Annotated in this window: 13 protein-coding genes and 3 rRNA genes; 15 read left to right on the top strand and 1 reads right to left on the bottom strand. The window is 62.1% G+C overall.

Annotation, left to right across the window (positions count from 1 at the left end; translation table 11 throughout):
• The first annotated feature begins 17 nt into the window (after nucleotides 1-17).
• The 11 genes from A5750_RS07985 (at nucleotide 18) to A5750_RS07935 (ending at nucleotide 9,914) form a co-directional block, all read left to right on the top strand.
• Nucleotides 18-1,235, top strand: coding sequence for a glycosyltransferase family 4 protein (locus A5750_RS07985; protein ID WP_156659255.1), 1,218 nt, complete (start codon nucleotides 18-20; stop codon nucleotides 1,233-1,235).
• A gap of 218 nt (nucleotides 1,236-1,453) precedes the next feature.
• Nucleotides 1,454-1,948: an ATP synthase subunit I gene (locus A5750_RS07980; RefSeq protein WP_066948457.1), complete on the top strand. Its 495-nt coding sequence runs from the start codon at nucleotides 1,454-1,456 to the stop codon at nucleotides 1,946-1,948.
• The gene (atpB, locus tag A5750_RS07975) at nucleotides 1,941-2,696 is read left to right on the top strand and encodes a F0F1 ATP synthase subunit A (protein ID WP_067261919.1); all 756 of its coding nucleotides are present in this window, start codon (nucleotides 1,941-1,943) and stop codon (nucleotides 2,694-2,696) included. The genes A5750_RS07980 and atpB overlap by 8 nt, the downstream gene beginning before the upstream one ends.
• Nucleotides 2,697-2,780: 84 nt before the next feature.
• A complete protein-coding gene (locus tag A5750_RS07970; RefSeq protein WP_065052998.1) occupies nucleotides 2,781-3,026 on the top strand; it encodes a F0F1 ATP synthase subunit C in 246 nt (81 codons plus the stop codon).
• A 9-nt stretch (nucleotides 3,027-3,035) separates the two neighbouring features.
• Nucleotides 3,036-3,569 carry a F0F1 ATP synthase subunit B gene (locus A5750_RS07965; RefSeq protein ID WP_066948447.1) on the top strand — a complete coding sequence of 178 codons (534 nt, stop codon included), beginning with the start codon at nucleotides 3,036-3,038 and terminating at the stop codon, nucleotides 3,567-3,569.
• A 6-nt stretch (nucleotides 3,570-3,575) separates the two neighbouring features.
• Nucleotides 3,576-4,916, top strand: coding sequence for a F0F1 ATP synthase subunit B/delta (locus tag A5750_RS07960; RefSeq protein WP_066948443.1), 1,341 nt, complete (start codon nucleotides 3,576-3,578; stop codon nucleotides 4,914-4,916).
• A gap of 58 nt (nucleotides 4,917-4,974) precedes the next feature.
• Nucleotides 4,975-6,651, top strand: a complete 1,677-nt coding sequence (atpA, locus tag A5750_RS07955; RefSeq protein ID WP_066948440.1) for a F0F1 ATP synthase subunit alpha — start codon at nucleotides 4,975-4,977, stop codon at nucleotides 6,649-6,651.
• A 6-nt stretch (nucleotides 6,652-6,657) separates the two neighbouring features.
• Complete coding sequence (locus A5750_RS07950; protein WP_066948435.1) at nucleotides 6,658-7,566, top strand: F0F1 ATP synthase subunit gamma; 909 nt, start codon at nucleotides 6,658-6,660, stop codon at nucleotides 7,564-7,566.
• 21 nt (nucleotides 7,567-7,587) lie between these two features.
• Entirely contained in the window at nucleotides 7,588-9,054 is a 1,467-nt protein-coding gene (atpD, locus tag A5750_RS07945; RefSeq protein ID WP_066948432.1) for a F0F1 ATP synthase subunit beta, read from the top strand.
• A gap of 33 nt (nucleotides 9,055-9,087) precedes the next feature.
• Nucleotides 9,088-9,453 carry a F0F1 ATP synthase subunit epsilon gene (locus A5750_RS07940; RefSeq protein WP_066948427.1) on the top strand — a complete coding sequence of 122 codons (366 nt, stop codon included), beginning with the start codon at nucleotides 9,088-9,090 and terminating at the stop codon, nucleotides 9,451-9,453.
• Between the two features lie 17 nt (nucleotides 9,454-9,470).
• On the top strand, nucleotides 9,471-9,914 hold the full coding sequence (locus tag A5750_RS07935) for a DUF2550 domain-containing protein (protein ID WP_067261917.1): 444 nt from the start codon (nucleotides 9,471-9,473) through the stop codon (nucleotides 9,912-9,914).
• A gap of 15 nt (nucleotides 9,915-9,929) precedes the next feature.
• On the opposite strand, the gene A5750_RS07930 is transcribed toward A5750_RS07935, so the two are convergent.
• Nucleotides 9,930-10,514: a cob(I)yrinic acid a,c-diamide adenosyltransferase gene (locus tag A5750_RS07930; RefSeq protein ID WP_066948419.1), complete on the bottom strand. Its 585-nt coding sequence runs from the start codon at nucleotides 10,512-10,514 to the stop codon at nucleotides 9,930-9,932.
• A 138-nt stretch (nucleotides 10,515-10,652) separates the two neighbouring features.
• On the opposite strand from A5750_RS07930, the gene murA reads away from it, so the two are divergent.
• The 4 genes from murA to rrf all read left to right on the top strand — a co-directional run bounded on the left by murA (nucleotide 10,653) and on the right by rrf (nucleotide 17,390).
• On the top strand, nucleotides 10,653-11,906 hold the full coding sequence (murA, locus tag A5750_RS07925; protein WP_066948415.1) for a UDP-N-acetylglucosamine 1-carboxyvinyltransferase: 1,254 nt from the start codon (nucleotides 10,653-10,655) through the stop codon (nucleotides 11,904-11,906).
• Between the two features lie 371 nt (nucleotides 11,907-12,277).
• Nucleotides 12,278-13,806 (top strand): 16S ribosomal RNA (locus A5750_RS07920).
• A gap of 281 nt (nucleotides 13,807-14,087) precedes the next feature.
• Nucleotides 14,088-17,185: ribosomal RNA gene (locus A5750_RS07915) — 23S ribosomal RNA — on the top strand.
• 92 nt (nucleotides 17,186-17,277) lie between these two features.
• Nucleotides 17,278-17,390, top strand: a 5S ribosomal RNA gene (rrf, locus tag A5750_RS07910).
• Together the 16S, 23S and 5S rRNA genes form the textbook arrangement of a ribosomal RNA operon.
• Nucleotides 17,391-17,414: the final 24 nt, after the last annotated feature.

The following is a 17,414-nucleotide window of genomic DNA, read 5'->3' as shown; positions in this document are numbered from 1 at the left end:
CTCTGGTTGCCAGGTTGGTGCAGTACGGTCTCGACGTGTCCAGCGACATAACCGACCTAGCCAGTGGTTTGCTCGCCCTGGGTGACCGGGGCACCGGTGTCCCGCTGCGCGAGCTTGCACTCGTTGGACTGACCGCCGCCATCATCACGTACTTCGCCACCGGTCCCGTGCGCGTGCTCGCCACCCGGCTGGGCGCGGTTGCCTATCCGCGGGAACGCGACGTACACGTGACCCCGACCCCGCGCATGGGCGGGCTGGCGATGTTCCTCGGCGTCCTCTCGGCCGTCTTCCTGGCGTCCCAGCTTCCGGCGCTCACTCGCGGGTTCGTCTATTCGACGGGTATGCCGGCCGTACTGGTGGCCGGCGCGGTGATCATGGGCATCGGCCTCATCGACGATCGTTGGGGGCTCGACGCCCTGACGAAATTCGCCGGCCAGATCACCGCGGCCAGCGTGCTGGTCACCATGGGCGTGGCCTGGAGCGTCCTCTATATCCCGATCGGCGGTGTCGGCACCATCGTGCTGGACCAAGCCTCGTCGATCCTGCTCACGCTGGCGCTCACGGTGTCCATCGTCAACGCGATGAACTTCGTCGACGGGCTCGACGGACTGGCCGCCGGGCTCGGGCTGATCACGGCTCTGGCGATCTGCATGTTCTCGGTCGGCCTGTTGCGCGACCACGGCGGCGATGTGCTCTTCTATCCGCCCGCCGTGATCTCCGTGGTGCTCGCGGGTGCCTGTCTGGGCTTCCTGCCGCACAACTTCCACCGCGCCAAGATCTTCATGGGTGATTCGGGCTCGATGCTGATCGGCCTGATGCTCGCCGCGGCCTCTACCACCGCCGCCGGCCCCGTTTCGCAAAACGCCTACGGTGCGCGCGACGTGTTCGCGCTCCTGTCGCCGTTCCTGCTGGTGGTCGCCGTCATGTTCGTGCCGATGCTCGATTTGCTGCTGGCGATCGTGCGCCGCACCCGCGCGGGTCGCAGCGCGTTCAGCCCGGACAAGATGCACCTGCACCACCGCTTGCTGCAGATCGGTCATTCCCACCGCAGGGTGGTGTTGTTGATCTACCTGTGGGTCGGCATCGTCGCGTTCGGCGCCGCCAGCACCATTTTCTTCAATCCCCGCGATACCGCCGCGGTGATGTTGGGCGCGATCGTGGTCGCCGGCGTCGCGACGGCGATCCCGCTAATGCGCCGGCGAGACGAGTACGAAGACGAGGACTACGACAGCTAGTAGTAGTGGCGTTCGCCGTATGGTACGGTGCAGGTAGAACCCCAAAAAGCCGCACAGAACGCCGGTCCATCGGACGCAGATCCGGTTGGGTCGGCTGGGGAGTCGCGTCGGGAGATACCCCTTGGGTGATTCCACTGTGACGTGCGATACGCTCGGCGGGCCACCGATCAGTCGGTCGGGGGACTCCCGCTCCACTAACTTGGGATTGAGGTGCTGCAGTGACGACACCAGCGCAGGACGCGCCGTTGGTGTTTCCCTCTGTGGCGTTCCGCCCGGTCCGGCTGTTCGTCCTCAGCATTGCGGTTACTGCGGTGGCAGTCGTCGCCGCCAGCTTGACCGGTCACCCGATGGTCGGGGTCTTCTTCGGCGTCGGGTTGCTGCTCGGTTTGCTCAACGCCCTTCTCGTGCGCCGTTCGGTCGCGTCGATCACCGCGAAAGAGCACCCGCTGAAAAGCACGATGGCGCTCAATTCTGCTACCCGGCTGGCGATTATCACGATCATCGGGCTGATCATCGCCTACATTTTCCGGCCCGCCGGCCTGGGTGTCGTGTTCGGGCTGGCGCTTTTCCAGGTTTTGTTGGTGGCATCGACGGCGCTTCCGGTGTGGAAGAAGCTGCGCGCCGGTGACTGGGCGGACGCCCATCCCTCGGACGGAGGCGGCGTCACCGCGGGATCGGAAGGAACGGAAGGAAGAGGCAGCACCGATGACTGAGACGACGTTCCTGGCCGCCGCAATCGAGGTTGGGGAGCACAGCCAGGCCAAATGGCTCGGGCTGACCGTCAACACCGACACGATTCTGTCGACCGCGATCGCCGCCGTGATCGTGCTGGCACTGGCCTTCTTCCTGCGGGCGAAGATCACCTCCACCGGGGTCCCCAGCGGTGTGCAGTTGTTCTGGGAGGCCATCACCGTCCAGATGCGCGATCAGATCGAGAGCGCGGTCGGGATGCGGATCGCGCCGTTCGTGTTGCCGCTGGCCGTCACGATTTTCGTGTTCATCCTGATCTCCAACTGGCTGTCGGTGCTCCCGCTGCAGTACACCGACAAGTCGGGGCGCACCACCGAACTGCTGAAGTCGGCGGCCGCGGACATCAACTACGTTCTGGCGCTGGCCCTCTTCGTGTTCGTCTGCTATCACGTGGCGGGCATCTGGCGCCGCGGCATCGTCGGCCACCCGCTCGCCGTGCTCAAGGGCCACGTGGCGTTCCTGGCCCCGATCAACCTCGTCGAAGAGCTCGCCAAGCCGATCTCGTTGTCGCTCCGACTTTTCGGCAACATCTTCGCCGGCGGCATCCTGGTCGCGCTGATCGCGCTCTTCCCGCCGTACATCATGTGGGCGCCCAACGCGATCTGGAAGGCCTTCGACCTGTTCGTCGGGGCGATCCAGGCGTTCATCTTCTCGATCTTGACGATTCTCTACTTCAGCCAGGCCATGGAGATCGAGGAACACCATGACTGAGGTCACCAATCGCTTTGTCCCACACACCATTACAGAGGCCTGGTAGACCGCTACCAGCTATCAAGGAGGAAAAGAATGGCAGCCCTGGACCCACAAATCGCTGCCGCCGCTCTCATCGGCGGTGGCCTGATCATGGGTGGCGGCGCGATCGGCGCCGGCATCGGTGACGGTATCGCCGGTAACGCGCTGGTTTCGGGTATCGCCCGGCAACCCGAGGCGCAGGGCCGGCTGTTCACGCCGTTCTTCATCACGGTCGGTCTGGTCGAGGCGGCCTACTTCATCAACCTGGCGTTCATGGCGTTGTTCGTCTTCGCGACCCCGGTCAAGTAATTCGCCGCAATGCGTGACGCGAGTCTGAGCATTTTGGCATCCAGCCAGGTGGTGGCAGAGGGAGGCAACAACTTCCTCGTCCCCAACGGCACCTTCTTCTTTGTGCTGGCCATCTTCCTGATCGTGCTGGCCGTCATCGGTACGTTCGTGGTGCCGCCGGTCATGCGGGTGTTGCGGGAACGCGACAACATGGTTGCCAAGACGGCCGCCGACAACAAGAAGGCGGCCGAGCAGTTCGACGCCGCCAAGGCCGACTATGAGGAGGCCCTGACGGAGGGCCGGGTTCAGGCGTCGTCGTTGCGCGACAATGCCCGCGCCGAGGGCCGTAAGGTGGTCGAAGACGCGCGCGCCAGTGCCGAGCAACAGGTGATGTCGACGTTGCAAATGGCCTCCGAGCAACTCAAGCGGGAGAGAGACGCCGTGGAGCTGGATCTGCGCGCCAACGTGGCGGGCATGGCGGCGACGCTGGCGAGCCGGATCCTTGGCGTCGAGGTGGTCCCGGCCACTTCGGCAGCATCTGCAACCGGGAAATCTGGACGGTAATCGCGTATGTCGACATTCATCGGGCAGTTGATCGGTTTCGCGGCCATCGTGCTCTTGGTCGTGCGGTACGTCGTACCGCCGGTACGTCGTCTGATGGCCGCCCGCCAAGAGACCGTGCGCCAACAGTTGAAAGACTCTGCGGCAGCGGCAGATCGGTTGAGCGAGTCGACCACGGCCCACAGCAACGCGGTGGAATCCGCCAAGACCGAGGCCGAGCGGCTCGTCGAAGAAGCGGAGACGGATTCCGGCCGCATCGCCGAACAGTTCCGGACCCAGGCCGGTGTCGAGTCCGAACGCATCACCGCGCAGGGTGCCCGCCAGGCCGACCTGCTGCGCACCCAGCTGAGCCGCCAGCTTCGCCTGGAACTCGGTCACGAGGCGGTGCGTCAGGCGGGCGAGCTGGTGCGTAACTACGTCGCCGACCCCGCGCAACAAGCGGGTACCGTCGATCGCTTCCTAGACGACCTCGAAGCGATGGCCCCGGCACCCGCAGAGGTCCAATATCCGCTGCTGGCCAAGATGCGCTCCGCCAGTCGGCTGGCGGTGGCCAGCCTGGCGGAGCGGTTCAGCGACATCGCCAAAGACCTTGACAACAAGGCCCTTTCCAGCCTGTCCGCCGAGCTCGTTTCGGTCGCCGAAATGCTGGACCGCGAGATCGTTGTCACCCGGTACCTGACCGTGCCCGCCGAGGATCCGGCGCCCCGGGTACGGCTTATCGAGCGGCTGGTCTCGGGCAAAGTCGCCGACGCCACGCTCGACGTTCTGCGGATGGCCGTCTCGGAGCGCTGGTCGGCCAACTCCGATTTGGGCGATGCGATCGAGCACATCTCGCGCCAGGCGTTGCTCGAAGTCGCCGAACGCGAGGACAAGGTCGACGACGTGGAAGACCAGTTGTTCCGCTTCTCCCGAATACTGGACGCACAGCCCCGGCTCGGGATCATGTTGGGCGACTACGGCGTGCCGGTCGAAGGCCGAATCGACCTGCTTCGCAAGGTTCTTGACAGCGCCAGCGCCCGGGTCGATCCGATTGTGGTGGCGCTGCTGACCCAAACCGTCCAACTGCTCAGGGGTGAGTCGGCCGAGGAGGCCTTCCAGTTCTTGGCGAAAGTTGCGGTGGCGCGCCACGGCGAGATCGTCGCGCGAGTCAGCGCGGCGGCCGACCTCAGCGACGCCCAACGATCTCGCCTCACCGACGTGCTCGGCCGTATCTACGGTCATCCGGTGACGGTGCAGCTGCAGGTCTCCGACGAACTGCTCGGCGGTCTGCTCATCTCCGTGGCAGACGAAGTGATTGACGGGACACTCGCTTCTCGCCTCGCCGCTGCGAAGGCGCAACTGCCCGACTGACACCAACCGCCTACCACAACCACACGCGAACCAAGATCAAGTAGGAAGACGAAAAGCCATGGCCGAGTTGACGATCTCCGCTGATGACATCCAGAACGCCATCGAGGAGTATGTAGGCTCTTTCACCTCCGACACCTCCCGCGAAGAGGTCGGTACCGTCGTCGATGCCGGAGACGGCATCGCGCACGTCGAAGGCTTGCCCTCCGTCATGACCCAGGAACTGCTCGAGTTCCCGGGCGGGGTCCTCGGCGTCGCACTGAACCTCGACGAGCACAGCGTCGGCGCGGTGATCTTGGGCGACTTCGAGAAAATCGAAGAGGGCCAACAGGTCAAGCGCACCGGGGAGGTGCTGTCCGTCCCCGTCGGCGACGCATTCCTCGGACGCGTCGTCAATCCGCTCGGCCACCCCATCGACGGCCGGGGAGACATCGACACCGACACGCGCCGCGCCCTGGAGATCCAGGCGCCGTCCGTGGTGCAGCGGCAGAGCGTGAGCGAGCCGCTGCAGACCGGCATCAAGGCCATCGACGCGATGACCCCGATCGGTCGCGGTCAGCGGCAGCTGATCATCGGCGACCGCAAGACCGGCAAGACCGCCGTCTGCGTCGACACCATCCTCAACCAGCGGGAGAACTGGGAGAGCGGCGACGAAAAGAAGCAGGTTCGCTGCGTTTACGTGGCCATCGGGCAGAAGGGCACCACCATCGCGTCGGTGCGGCGAGCGCTCGAAGAGGGCGGCGCGATGGACTACACCACCATCGTCGCCGCCCCGGCATCGGACTCCGCCGGCTTCAAATGGCTTGCGCCCTACACGGGTTCGGCAATCGCCCAGCACTGGATGTACGACGGCAAGCACGTGCTGATCGTCTTCGACGACCTGAGCAAGCAGGCCGAGGCGTACCGCGCGATCTCGCTGCTGCTGCGCCGGCCGCCGGGTCGCGAGGCGTACCCCGGTGACGTGTTTTACCTGCACTCGCGGCTGTTGGAGCGCTGCGCGAAGCTCTCCGACGACCTCGGGGGCGGCTCGCTGACGGGTCTGCCGATCATCGAGACCAAGGCCAACGACATCTCGGCCTACATCCCGACCAACGTCATCTCGATCACCGATGGCCAGTGCTTCCTGGAGTCCGATTTGTTCAACCAGGGTGTGCGGCCGGCCATCAACGTCGGTGTGTCGGTGTCCCGCGTCGGCGGTGCGGCGCAGATCAAGGCCATGAAAGAGGTGGCCGGCTCGCTGCGTCTGGACCTGTCGCAGTACCGCGAACTCGAGTCGTTCGCGGCCTTCGCTTCGGACCTGGACGCGACGTCCAAGGCGCAGCTGGAGCGCGGTGAACGGCTGGTCGAACTGCTCAAGCAACCGCAATACCAGCCCATGCCGGTTGAGGAGCAGGTGGTTTCGATCTTCCTGGGCACCGGCGGTCACCTGGACTCCGTGCCGGTCGAGGACGTCAGGCGCTTCGAAACCGAGTTGCTGGACCACATGCGGGCGTCGGAAGAGAAGTTCCTGGCCGGTGTCCGCGACAGCGGAAAGCTCTCCGAAGAGGGCGAGAACCAGCTGACCGAGATCATCAAGAACTTCAAGAAGGGGTTCGCTGCCACGGGCGGTGGATCGGTGGTGCCGGACGAGCACGTCGAGCCCCTGGACGAGGAAGATCTCGAAAAGGAGTCGGTCCAGGTCAAGAAGGAGAAGCCCAAGGACAAGAAGGACTCCAAGAGCGGCAAGGACAAGAAGTAACTAACAATGGCTGCCACACTTCGCGAACTACGCGGCCGAATTCGCTCGGCAGGGTCGATCAAGAAGATCACCAAGGCCCAGGAGATGATCGCGACATCGCGCATCGGAAAGGCGCAGGCTCGGCTGCAAGCCGCTAGGCCCTACGCGTTTCAGATCACCTCGATGCTGACCACGCTGTCCTCCGAAGCCGCACTGGATCACCCTCTGCTGGTCGAGCGAGAGGAACCCAAGCGGGCCGGCGTTCTGGTGGTGTCCTCCGACCGCGGATTGTGCGGGGCGTACAACTCCAGCATCTTCCGTCGGGCCGAGGAGCTGTTCTCGCTGCTGAGGGAGGAAGGCAAGACGCCGGTCGTGTACACGGTTGGCCGGAAGGCGCTGAACTACTTCAAGTTCCGCAACTGGGACATCACCGAATCGTGGACGGGATTCTCCGAGCAACCCAGCTACGAGAACGCCGCGGAGATCGCTTCGACCCTGGTCGAGACTTTCATGACGGGTGCGGGCGACGACGAGTCATCGGACGACCAAGGCGTGGACGAACTGCACATCGTCTACTCGGAGTTCAAGTCGATGATGTCGCAGGCAGCGGTGGCCCACCGCATCGCTCCGCTGGTCGTGGAATATGTCGAGGACACCGAGGAACTTCATACGCTGTACTCGTTCGAGCCAGACGCGACAACGCTTTTCGAGTCGTTGCTGCCGCGGTACGTGACGACCCGCGTCTACGCCGCGTTGCTTGAATCGGCGGCATCGGAGCTCGCGTCGCGCCAACGGGCGATGAAGTCGGCGACCGACAATGCGGACGACCTGATCAAAGAACTGACGCTGATGGCGAACCGCGAGCGGCAGGCTCAGATCACCCAAGAGATCAGCGAAATCGTCGGCGGTGCAAACGCACTCGCCGACGCCAAGTAGCACACGAGGAAGAAGAAAAATATGGCTGCTACTACCGAAGCAACGAAGAAGAACGATAAGTCCACCAACTCCGAGACCAGCGGCCGCGTGGTACGAATCACCGGCCCCGTGGTCGACGTCGAGTTTCCGCGTGGATCCGTTCCCGAACTGTTCAACGCGCTCAACGCCAAGATCACGTTCGAGGAACTCAAGAAGACCCTCACGCTAGAGGTCGCACAGCACCTCGGCGACAACCTGGTTCGCACCATTTCGTTGCAGCCCACCGACGGCCTGGTCCGCGGCGTCGAGGTGACCGACAGCGGCAAGCCGATATCGGTACCGGTCGGCCAAGAGGTGAAGGGTCACGTCTTCAACGCGCTGGGAGACTGCCTGGACAAGCCCGGATACGGCGAAGACTTCGAGCACTGGTCGATCCACCGCAAGCCGCCGCCGTTCGAAGAGCTCGAGCCCCGCACCGAGATGCTCGAAACCGGCCTGAAGGTCGTCGACCTGCTTACCCCCTACGTGCGTGGTGGCAAGATCGCCCTGTTCGGCGGCGCCGGCGTGGGCAAGACGGTGCTCATCCAGGAGATGATCAACCGTATCGCCCGAAACTTCGGTGGTACTTCGGTTTTCGCCGGCGTCGGTGAGCGCACCCGTGAGGGCAACGACCTCTGGGTCGAGCTCAAAGAGGCTGACGTGCTCAAGGACACCGCGCTGGTGTTTGGTCAGATGGACGAGCCGCCCGGCACCCGTATGCGGGTGGCGCTGTCGGCGCTGACGATGGCGGAGTGGTTCCGCGACGAGGCCGGCCAGGACGTGCTGCTGTTCATCGACAACATCTTCCGCTTCACTCAGGCGGGTTCCGAGGTGTCGACCCTGCTCGGCCGTATGCCCTCGGCCGTGGGTTACCAGCCCACGCTGGCCGACGAGATGGGCGAGCTGCAGGAGCGCATCACGTCGACGCGCGGGCGCTCGATCACGTCGATGCAGGCGGTCTATGTGCCCGCCGACGACTACACCGACCCCGCGCCGGCGACGACGTTCGCGCACCTGGACGCGACCACCGAACTGTCGCGTTCGGTGTTCTCCAAGGGAATTTTCCCGGCGGTGGACCCGCTGGCATCGAGCTCGACCATCCTGGACCCGAGCGTCGTTGGTGACGAGCACTACGCCGTGGCGCAGGAGGTCATCCGAATCCTGCAGCGGTACAAGGATCTCCAAGACATCATCGCGATCCTCGGTATCGACGAGCTCTCGGAAGAGGACAAGCAGCTCGTTCAGCGCGCACGACGCATCGAGCGGTTCCTCTCGCAGAACATGATGGCGGCCGAGCAGTTCACAGGTCAGCCGGGTTCGACGGTGCCGCTGAAGGAGACCATCGAGGCGTTCGACCGCCTGACCAAGGGCGACTTCGACCACATACCGGAGCAGGCGTTCTTCTTGATCGGTGGCCTCGACGACTTGGCCAAGAAAGCCGAAAGCTTCGGCGCCAAACTGGATTCCTGAGGACTGAGTCGAGGCTGTGAAGGGCACTGTGGCATGGCGGATTTGAATGTTGAGATAGTCGCCGTAGACCGGAAGATCTGGTCGGGTGAGGCGACTTTCCTGTTCACCCGCACCACCGTCGGCGAGATCGGCATCCTGCCGCGGCATATCCCGCTGGTAGCGCAATTGGTCGACGACGCAATGGTGCGCGTCGAGCGAGAGGGCGAAGACGATCTGCGGGTCGCCATCGAAGGCGGGTTCCTGTCGGTCACCGAGGAGACGGTCACGGTGCTGGCCGAGTCCGCCGCATTCGAATCCGAGATCGACGAAAGCGCCGCCAGGGAGGAATCTGAGTCCGACGACCCGCGCATCGCGGCGCGGGGGCGCGGCAGATTGCGCGCTGTCGGCGCGATCGACTAGCCACCCCGGACAAGAGGATGAGCGCGCCCATGGTCGGCATGGTCGTGCTCGTCGTTGTCCTCGCGTGCGCGGTCGTCGCGCTGAGTTATCGGTTGTGGAAGCTGCGTCAGGGCGGCACGGCGGGAATCATGCGGGACATCCCCGCGGTCGGAGGTCATGGCTGGCGTCACGGCGTGATTCGTTACCGCGGCGGTGAAGCGGCGTTCTACCGGCTGTCCAGCCTGCGTTTGTGGCCGGACCGTCGACTCAGCCGCAGGGGAGTGGAAATCGTCGCCCGGCGTGCGCCGCGCGGCGACGAATTCGACATCATGACCGACGAGATCGTCGTGCTGGAGCTGCGCGACACGACGCAGGACCGCAGGACCGGTTACGAGATCGCGCTGGACAAGGGCGCTTTGACGGCCTTCCTGTCCTGGCTGGAGTCCCGTCCGTCACCACGCGCTCGTCGCCGCAGCGTTTAGGCCTCGTGCCGCAGGCTAACCCGGGGTCGGCGCGCCTCCGCCGGGTTGCCACAACACGTCACCGTCGGGATTGGCCGCACGTGCCAGGATGAAAAGCAGATCCGACAGGCGGTTCAGGTATTTCGCCGGGAGCACGTTGATCTGCTGCGGCGCGGCATCGATCGCCGCCCAGGCCGATCGTTCCGCTCGACGGACGATCGTGCGGGCGACGTGCAGAAGCGCCGACAACGGCGAACCGCCCGGCAGCACAAAGGAATTCAGCGCCGGCAGGTGCTCGTTATATTTGTCACACCAGCCTTCCAGTCGATCGATGTAGGGCTGGGTGATTCGCAGCGGGGGATATTCGGGGTTTTCCACCACCGGGGTCGACAGGTCCGCGCCCGCGTCGAACAGGTCGTTCTGGATCTGCCGCAGTACGCCAGCGGTTTCCTCGTCGGGCTGCCCCAAGGCGATCGCGACGCCGATCGCCGAGTTGGCCTCGTCGCAGTCGGCGTACGCGACCAGGCGAGGGTCGTTCTTGGAGACCCGCGAGAAGTCACTCAACCCCGTCGTGCCGTCGTCACCGGTTCGCGTATAGATCCGGGTCAGGTGTATCGCCATGAGCAAGACGGTACTGCGGCCCGGGTGGGCATGGAGCCTCGGCTGACCGCTTGATTCCACCTCACTTCGCTCGGCGGAGCGCATCGCCGTCAAGCGGGCTGACTGACAAGGCGATACCGCTTCACTAGACTGACGCGGGTGGCTGAGCGATTCGTGGTGACCGGCGGGAACCGGTTGTCCGGCGAAGTCGCAGTGGGAGGCGCCAAAAACAGCGTGCTCAAGCTGATGGCAGCGACCCTGCTGGCCGAAGGCACCAGCACCATCACCAACTGCCCCGACATCCTCGACGTGCCGTTGATGGCCGAGGTGTTGCGTGGGCTCGGCGCCACCGTCGAGCTCGACGGCGACGTCGCCCGCATCACCTCACCCGACGAGCCGAAATACGACGCCGATTTCGCTGCGGTACGACAGTTCCGCGCATCGGTCTGCGTGCTTGGGCCGCTGGTTGGCCGGTGTAAGCGGGCCAGGGTCGCCCTGCCGGGCGGCGACGCGATCGGGTCTCGTCCGCTGGACATGCACCAGTCGGGCCTGCGCCAACTGGGCGCGCAATGCAACATCGAGCACGGCTGCGTCGTCGCCCAGGCCGACACGTTGCGCGGCGCGGAGATTCAGCTGGAGTTTCCGTCGGTGGGAGCCACCGAAAACATCCTGATGGCCGCCGTCCTCGCCGAGGGCGTAACCACGATCCACAACGCGGCGCGCGAACCCGATGTCGTGGACCTGTGCACCATGTTGAATCAGATGGGCGCGCAGGTCGAAGGTGCGGGTTCGCCGACCATGACCATCACCGGCGTTCCCCGGCTACACCCGACGGAGCACCGCGTGATCGGCGATCGCATCGTTGCGGCCACGTGGGGCATCGCGGCTGCGATGACCCGAGGCGACATTTCGGTGACGGGCGTCGACCCGGCCCACCTCCAGGTCGTGCTGCATAAACTGCACGACGCCGGCGCGACGGTCACCCAAACGGACAACAGCTTCCGGATCACGCAGTACGAGCGCCCCAAGGCCGTCAACGTCGCGACGTTGCCGTTCCCCGGGTTCCCGACCGACCTGCAGCCGATGGCTATCGCCCTGGCGTCGATCGCCGACGGCACGTCGATGATCACGGAGAACGTCTTCGAGGCGCGCTTCCGCTTCGTCGAAGAAATGATCCGGTTGGGCGCCGACGCCCGCACCGACGGGCACCATGCCGTCGTACGAGGTCTGCCGCAATTGTCGAGCGCCCCGGTGTGGTGTTCGGATATTCGGGCCGGTGCCGGCCTGGTGTTGGCGGGGCTGGTGGCCGACGGTGACACCGAGGTCCACGACGTCTTCCACATCGATCGCGGCTACCCCTTGTTCGTCGAAAACCTGGCGATTTTGGGAGCGGAGATCGAGCGGGTAGAGTAACCAAAGTCAGTGCCCCGCAGGGCCGGTCGCCACACCAGGCGGTCGACACCCCGGGCGCTTGACTCCCTCGCTGGATTGGTACTAGCCTGGCACGGCTGCTCCCGAAACGGTCTCTGGAAGACCAAAACTGGGAGTTGACTCCACTGCCGGACTTGTATTAAGCTGGCAGGGTTGCCCCAAAACGGGCGAAACAAGTGTTGTTTGAGAACTCAATAGTGTGTTTGGTCTTTTTATTTGTTGTTGTTTTTTTGGCCATACCTAAGCACTCCCCGTGTGCGGGTATGGCAATTTTTGATGCCAGTTATTTGGTGTCTTTTTGTTAGGTCAGATTTTCTCTGATTTGAAATTCACCTCGTTCTGCGAGGAGATTTTGTTTGGAGAGTTTGATCCTGGCTCAGGACGAACGCTGGCGGCGTGCTTAACACATGCAAGTCGAACGGAAAGGCCCCTTCGGGGGTACTCGAGTGGCGAACGGGTGAGTAACACGTGGGCAATCTGCCCTGCACTTCGGGATAAGCCTGGGAAACTGGGTCTAATACCGAATAGGACCACTCGGCGCATGCCTTGTGGTGGAAAGCTTTTGCGGTGTGGGATGGGCCCGCGGCCTATCAGCTTGTTGGTGGGGTGATGGCCTACCAAGGCGACGACGGGTAGCCGGCCTGAGAGGGTGTCCGGCCACACTGGGACTGAGATACGGCCCAGACTCCTACGGGAGGCAGCAGTGGGGAATATTGCACAATGGGCGCAAGCCTGATGCAGCGACGCCGCGTGGGGGATGACGGCCTTCGGGTTGTAAACCTCTTTCACCATCGACGAAGGCTCACTTCGTGAGTTGACGGTAGGTGGAGAAGAAGCACCGGCCAACTACGTGCCAGCAGCCGCGGTAATACGTAGGGTGCGAGCGTTGTCCGGAATTACTGGGCGTAAAGAGCTCGTAGGTGGTTTGTCGCGTTGTTCGTGAAATCTCACGGCTTAACTGTGAGCGTGCGGGCGATACGGGCAGACTAGAGTACTGCAGGGGAGACTGGAATTCCTGGTGTAGCGGTGGAATGCGCAGATATCAGGAGGAACACCGGTGGCGAAGGCGGGTCTCTGGGCAGTAACTGACGCTGAGGAGCGAAAGCGTGGGGAGCGAACAGGATTAGATACCCTGGTAGTCCACGCCGTAAACGGTGGGTACTAGGTGTGGGTTTCCTTCCTTGGGATCCGTGCCGTAGCTAACGCATTAAGTACCCCGCCTGGGGAGTACGGCCGCAAGGCTAAAACTCAAAGGAATTGACGGGGGCCCGCACAAGCGGCGGAGCATGTGGATTAATTCGATGCAACGCGAAGAACCTTACCTGGGTTTGACATGCACAGGACGCGTCTAGAGATAGGCGTTCCCTTGTGGCCTGTGTGCAGGTGGTGCATGGCTGTCGTCAGCTCGTGTCGTGAGATGTTGGGTTAAGTCCCGCAACGAGCGCAACCCTTGTCTCATGTTGCCAGCGGGTAATGCCGGGGACTCGTGAGAGACTGCCGGGGTCAACTCGGAGGAAGGTGGGGATGACGTCAAGTCATCATGCCCCTTATGTCCAGGGCTTCACACATGCTACAATGGCCGGTACAAAGGGCTGCGATGCCGTAAGGTTAAGCGAATCCTTTTAAAGCCGGTCTCAGTTCGGATCGGGGTCTGCAACTCGACCCCGTGAAGTCGGAGTCGCTAGTAATCGCAGATCAGCAACGCTGCGGTGAATACGTTCCCGGGCCTTGTACACACCGCCCGTCACGTCATGAAAGTCGGTAACACCCGAAGCCAGTGGCCTAACCCTTTGGGAGGGAGCTGTCGAAGGTGGGATCGGCGATTGGGACGAAGTCGTAACAAGGTAGCCGTACCGGAAGGTGCGGCTGGATCACCTCCTTTCTAAGGAGCACCACGAAAAACATCCCAATTGGTGGGATGTAAGCCGTGCGGGGTTCTCACCTGTAGTGGGTGAGGGCCGGGTGCACAACAGCAAATGATTGCCAGACACACTATTGGGCCCTGAGACAACACTCGGCCAGTCCGTGTGGTGTCCCTCCATCTTGGTGGTGGGGTGTGGTGTTTGAGTATTGGATAGTGGTTGCGAGCATCTAAACGGATGCGTTGCCGGCAACGGTCGCGTGTTCGTTAAAATGTGTAATTTCTTTTTGATTTTTGTGTGTATGTAAGTGTCTAAGGGCGCATGGTGGATGCCTTGGCATCGAGAGCCGATGAAGGACGTGGGAGGCTGCGATATGCCTCGGGGAGCTGTCAACCTAGCTTTGATCCGAGGATTTCCGAATGGGGAAACCCAGCACGAGTGATGTCGTGTTACCCGTATCTGAATATATAGGGTGCGGGAGGTAACGCGGGGAAGTGAAACATCTCAGTACCCGTAGGAGAAGAAAACAATTGTGATTCCGTCAGTAGTGGCGAGCGAACGCGGAACAGGCTAAACCGCACGCATGTGTAACCGGGTAGGGGTTGTGTGTGCGGGGTAGTGGGATTGATATGTCTCAGCTCTACCTGGCTGAGGGGTAGTCATAAAGTGTCGTGGTTAGCGGAAGTGGCCTGGGACGGCCTGCCGTAGACGGTGAAAGCCCGGTACGCGAAAACCCGGCACCTACCTTGTATCAATTCCCGAGTAGCAGCGGGCCCGTGGAATCTGCTGTGAATCTGCCGGGACCACCCGGTAAGCCTAAATACTTCTCGATGACCGATAGCGGATTAGTACCGTGAGGGAATGGTGAAAAGTACCCCGGGAGGGGAGTGAAAGAGTACCTGAAACCGTGTGCCTACAATCCGTCAGAGCCTCCTTGTGGGGTGATGGCGTGCCTTTTGAAGAATGAGCCTGCGAGTCAGGGACACGTCGCGAGGTTAACCCGTGCGGGGTAGCCGCAGCGAAAGCGAGTCTGAATAGGGCGCATCCCCTTTGGGGTGTAGTGGCGTGTTCTGGACCCGAAGCGGAGTGATCTACCCATGGCCAGGGTGAAGCGCGGGTAAGACCGCGTGGAGGCCCGAACCCACTTAGGTTGAAGACTGAGGGGATGAGCTGTGGGTAGGGGTGAAAGGCCAATCAAACTCCGTGATAGCTGGTTCTCCCCGAAATGCATTTAGGTGCAGCGTTACGTGTTTCACCACGGAGGTAGAGCTACTGGATGGCCGATGGGCCCTACTAGGTTACTGACGTCAGCCAAACTCCGAATGCCGTGGTGTATAGCGTGGCAGTGAGACGGCGGGGGATAAGCTCCGTACGTCGAGAGGGAAACAGCCCAGATCGCCGGCTAAGGCCCCTAAGCGTGTGCTAAGTGGAAAAGGATGTGCAGTCGCAAAGACAACCAGGAGGTTGGCTTAGAAGCAGCCACCCTTGAAAGAGTGCGTAATAGCTCACTGGTCAAGTGATTGTGCGCCGATAATGTAGCGGGGCTCAAGCACACCGCCGAAGCCGCGGCAACCGCAAGGTTGGGTAGGGGAGCGTCCCCCATGCAGCGAAGCTACCGGGTAACCGGTGGTGGAGTTTGGGGGAGTGAGAATGCAGGCATGAGTAGCGATAAGGCAAGTGAGAACCTTGCCCGCCGTAAGACCAAGGGTTCCTGGGCCAGGCCAGTCCGCCCAGGGTGAGTCGGGACCTAAGGCGAGGCCGACAGGCGTAGTCGATGGACAACGGGTTGATATTCCCGTACCCGTGTGTGGGCGTCCCTGACGAATCAGCGGTACTAACCACCCAAATGGTGGTCTATCAATCCCTTCGGGGTGCGAGGATCGCCGGCTGCGTGGGACCTTCGTTGGTAGTAGTCAAGCAATGGGGTGACGCAGGAAGGTAGCCGTACCAGTCAGTGGTAATACTGGGGCAAGCCTGTAGGGAGAGCGATAGGCAAATCCGTCGCTCATTAATCCTGAGAGGTGATGCATAGCCGATTGAGGTGAATTCGGTGATCCTCTGCTGCCAAGAAAAGCCTCTAGCGAGCACACACACGGCCCGTACCCCAAACCGACACAGGTGGTCAGGTAGAGCATACCAAGGCGTACGAGATAACTATGGTTAAGGAACTCGGCAAAATGCCCCCGTAACTTCGGGAGAAGGGGGGCCGGAATACCGTGAACACCCTTGCGGTGGGAGCGGGATTCGGCCGCAGAAACCAGTGGGTAGCGACTGTTTACTAAAAACACAGGTCCGTGCGAAGTCGCAAGACGATGTATACGGACTGACGCCTGCCCGGTGCTGGAAGGTTAAGAGGACCCGTTAACCGTAAGGTGAAGCGGAGAATTTAAGCCCCAGTAAACGGCGGTGGTAACTATAACCATCCTAAGGTAGCGAAATTCCTTGTCGGGTAAGTTCCGACCTGCACGAATGGCGTAACGACTTCCCAACTGTCTCAACCATAGACTCGGCGAAATTGCACTACGAGTAAAGATGCTCGTTACGCGCGGCAGGACGAAAAGACCCCGGGACCTTCACTACAACTTGGTATTGGTGTTCGGTACGGTTTGTGTAGGATAGGTGGGAGACTGTGAAACCTCAACGCCAGTTGGGGCGGAGTCGTTGTTGAAATACCACTCTGATCGTATTGGACACCTAACGTCGAACCCTTATCGGGTTCACGGACAGTGCCTGGCGGGTAGTTTAACTGGGGCGGTTGCCTCCTAAAATGTAACGGAGGCGCCCAAAGGTTCCCTCAACCTGGACGGCAATCAGGTGTTGAGTGTAAGTGCACAAGGGAGCTTGACTGCGAGACTTACAAGTCAAGCAGGGACGAAAGTCGGGACTAGTGATCCGGCACCCCCGAGTGGAAGGGGTGTCGCTCAACGGATAAAAGGTACCCCGGGGATAACAGGCTGATCTTCCCCAAGAGTCCATATCGACGGGATGGTTTGGCACCTCGATGTCGGCTCGTCGCATCCTGGGGCTGGAGCAGGTCCCAAGGGTTGGGCTGTTCGCCCATTAAAGCGGCACGCGAGCTGGGTTTAGAACGTCGTGAGACAGTTCGGTCTCTATCCGCCGCGCGCGTCAGAAACTTGAGGAAACCTGTCCCTAGTACGAGAGGACCGGGACGGACGAACCTCTGGTATACCAGTTGTCCCACCAGGGGCACGGCTGGATAGCCACGTTCGGACAGGATAACCGCTGAAAGCATCTAAGCGGGAAACCTTCTCCAAGATCAGGTTTCTCACCCTTTTAGAGGGATAAGGCCCCCCGCAGACCACGGGATCGATAGGCCAGACCTGGAAGCCCAGTAATGGGTGTAGGGAACTGGCACTAACCGGCCGAAAACTTACCAACACACAATCGCAACCACTTTTCAGTTCCAGCGACTATTAGTCGCGGGACGCTCTGACGCCACACCCCCCACCGAAACCAAATTTAAATAGAGTTACGGCGGCCACAGCGACAGGGAAACGCCCGGTCCCATTCCGAACCCGGAAGCTAAGCCTGTCAGCGCCGATGATACTGCCCATCCGGGTGGAAAAGTAGGACACCGCCGAACATACACAAAAACACCCCCGGCAAC

The organism is Mycobacterium sp. 852002-51613_SCH5001154 (genome assembly GCF_001667425.1).
GTDB lineage: Bacteria > Actinomycetota > Actinomycetes > Mycobacteriales > Mycobacteriaceae > Mycobacterium.
This window is presented reverse-complemented; position numbering and strand designations above follow the sequence as displayed.

Bases quoted from the DNA above. Each gene is read 5' to 3' on its own strand.
- atpB (WP_067261919.1), top strand. From the start codon at position 1,941: ATGACTGAGACGACGTTCCTGGCCGCCGCAATCGAGGTTGGGGAGCAC.
- A5750_RS07965 (WP_066948447.1), top strand. From the start codon at position 3,036: ATGCGTGACGCGAGTCTGAGCATTTTGGCATCCAGCCAGGTGGTGGCA.
- A5750_RS07960 (WP_066948443.1), top strand. From the start codon at position 3,576: ATGTCGACATTCATCGGGCAGTTGATCGGTTTCGCGGCCATCGTGCTC.
- atpA (WP_066948440.1), top strand. From the start codon at position 4,975: ATGGCCGAGTTGACGATCTCCGCTGATGACATCCAGAACGCCATCGAG.
- A5750_RS07950 (WP_066948435.1), top strand. From the start codon at position 6,658: ATGGCTGCCACACTTCGCGAACTACGCGGCCGAATTCGCTCGGCAGGG.
- atpD (WP_066948432.1), top strand. From the start codon at position 7,588: ATGGCTGCTACTACCGAAGCAACGAAGAAGAACGATAAGTCCACCAAC.
- A5750_RS07940 (WP_066948427.1), top strand. From the start codon at position 9,088: ATGGCGGATTTGAATGTTGAGATAGTCGCCGTAGACCGGAAGATCTGG.
- A5750_RS07935 (WP_067261917.1), top strand. From the start codon at position 9,471: ATGAGCGCGCCCATGGTCGGCATGGTCGTGCTCGTCGTTGTCCTCGCG.
- A5750_RS07930 (WP_066948419.1), bottom strand. From the start codon at position 10,514: ATGGCGATACACCTGACCCGGATCTATACGCGAACCGGTGACGACGGC.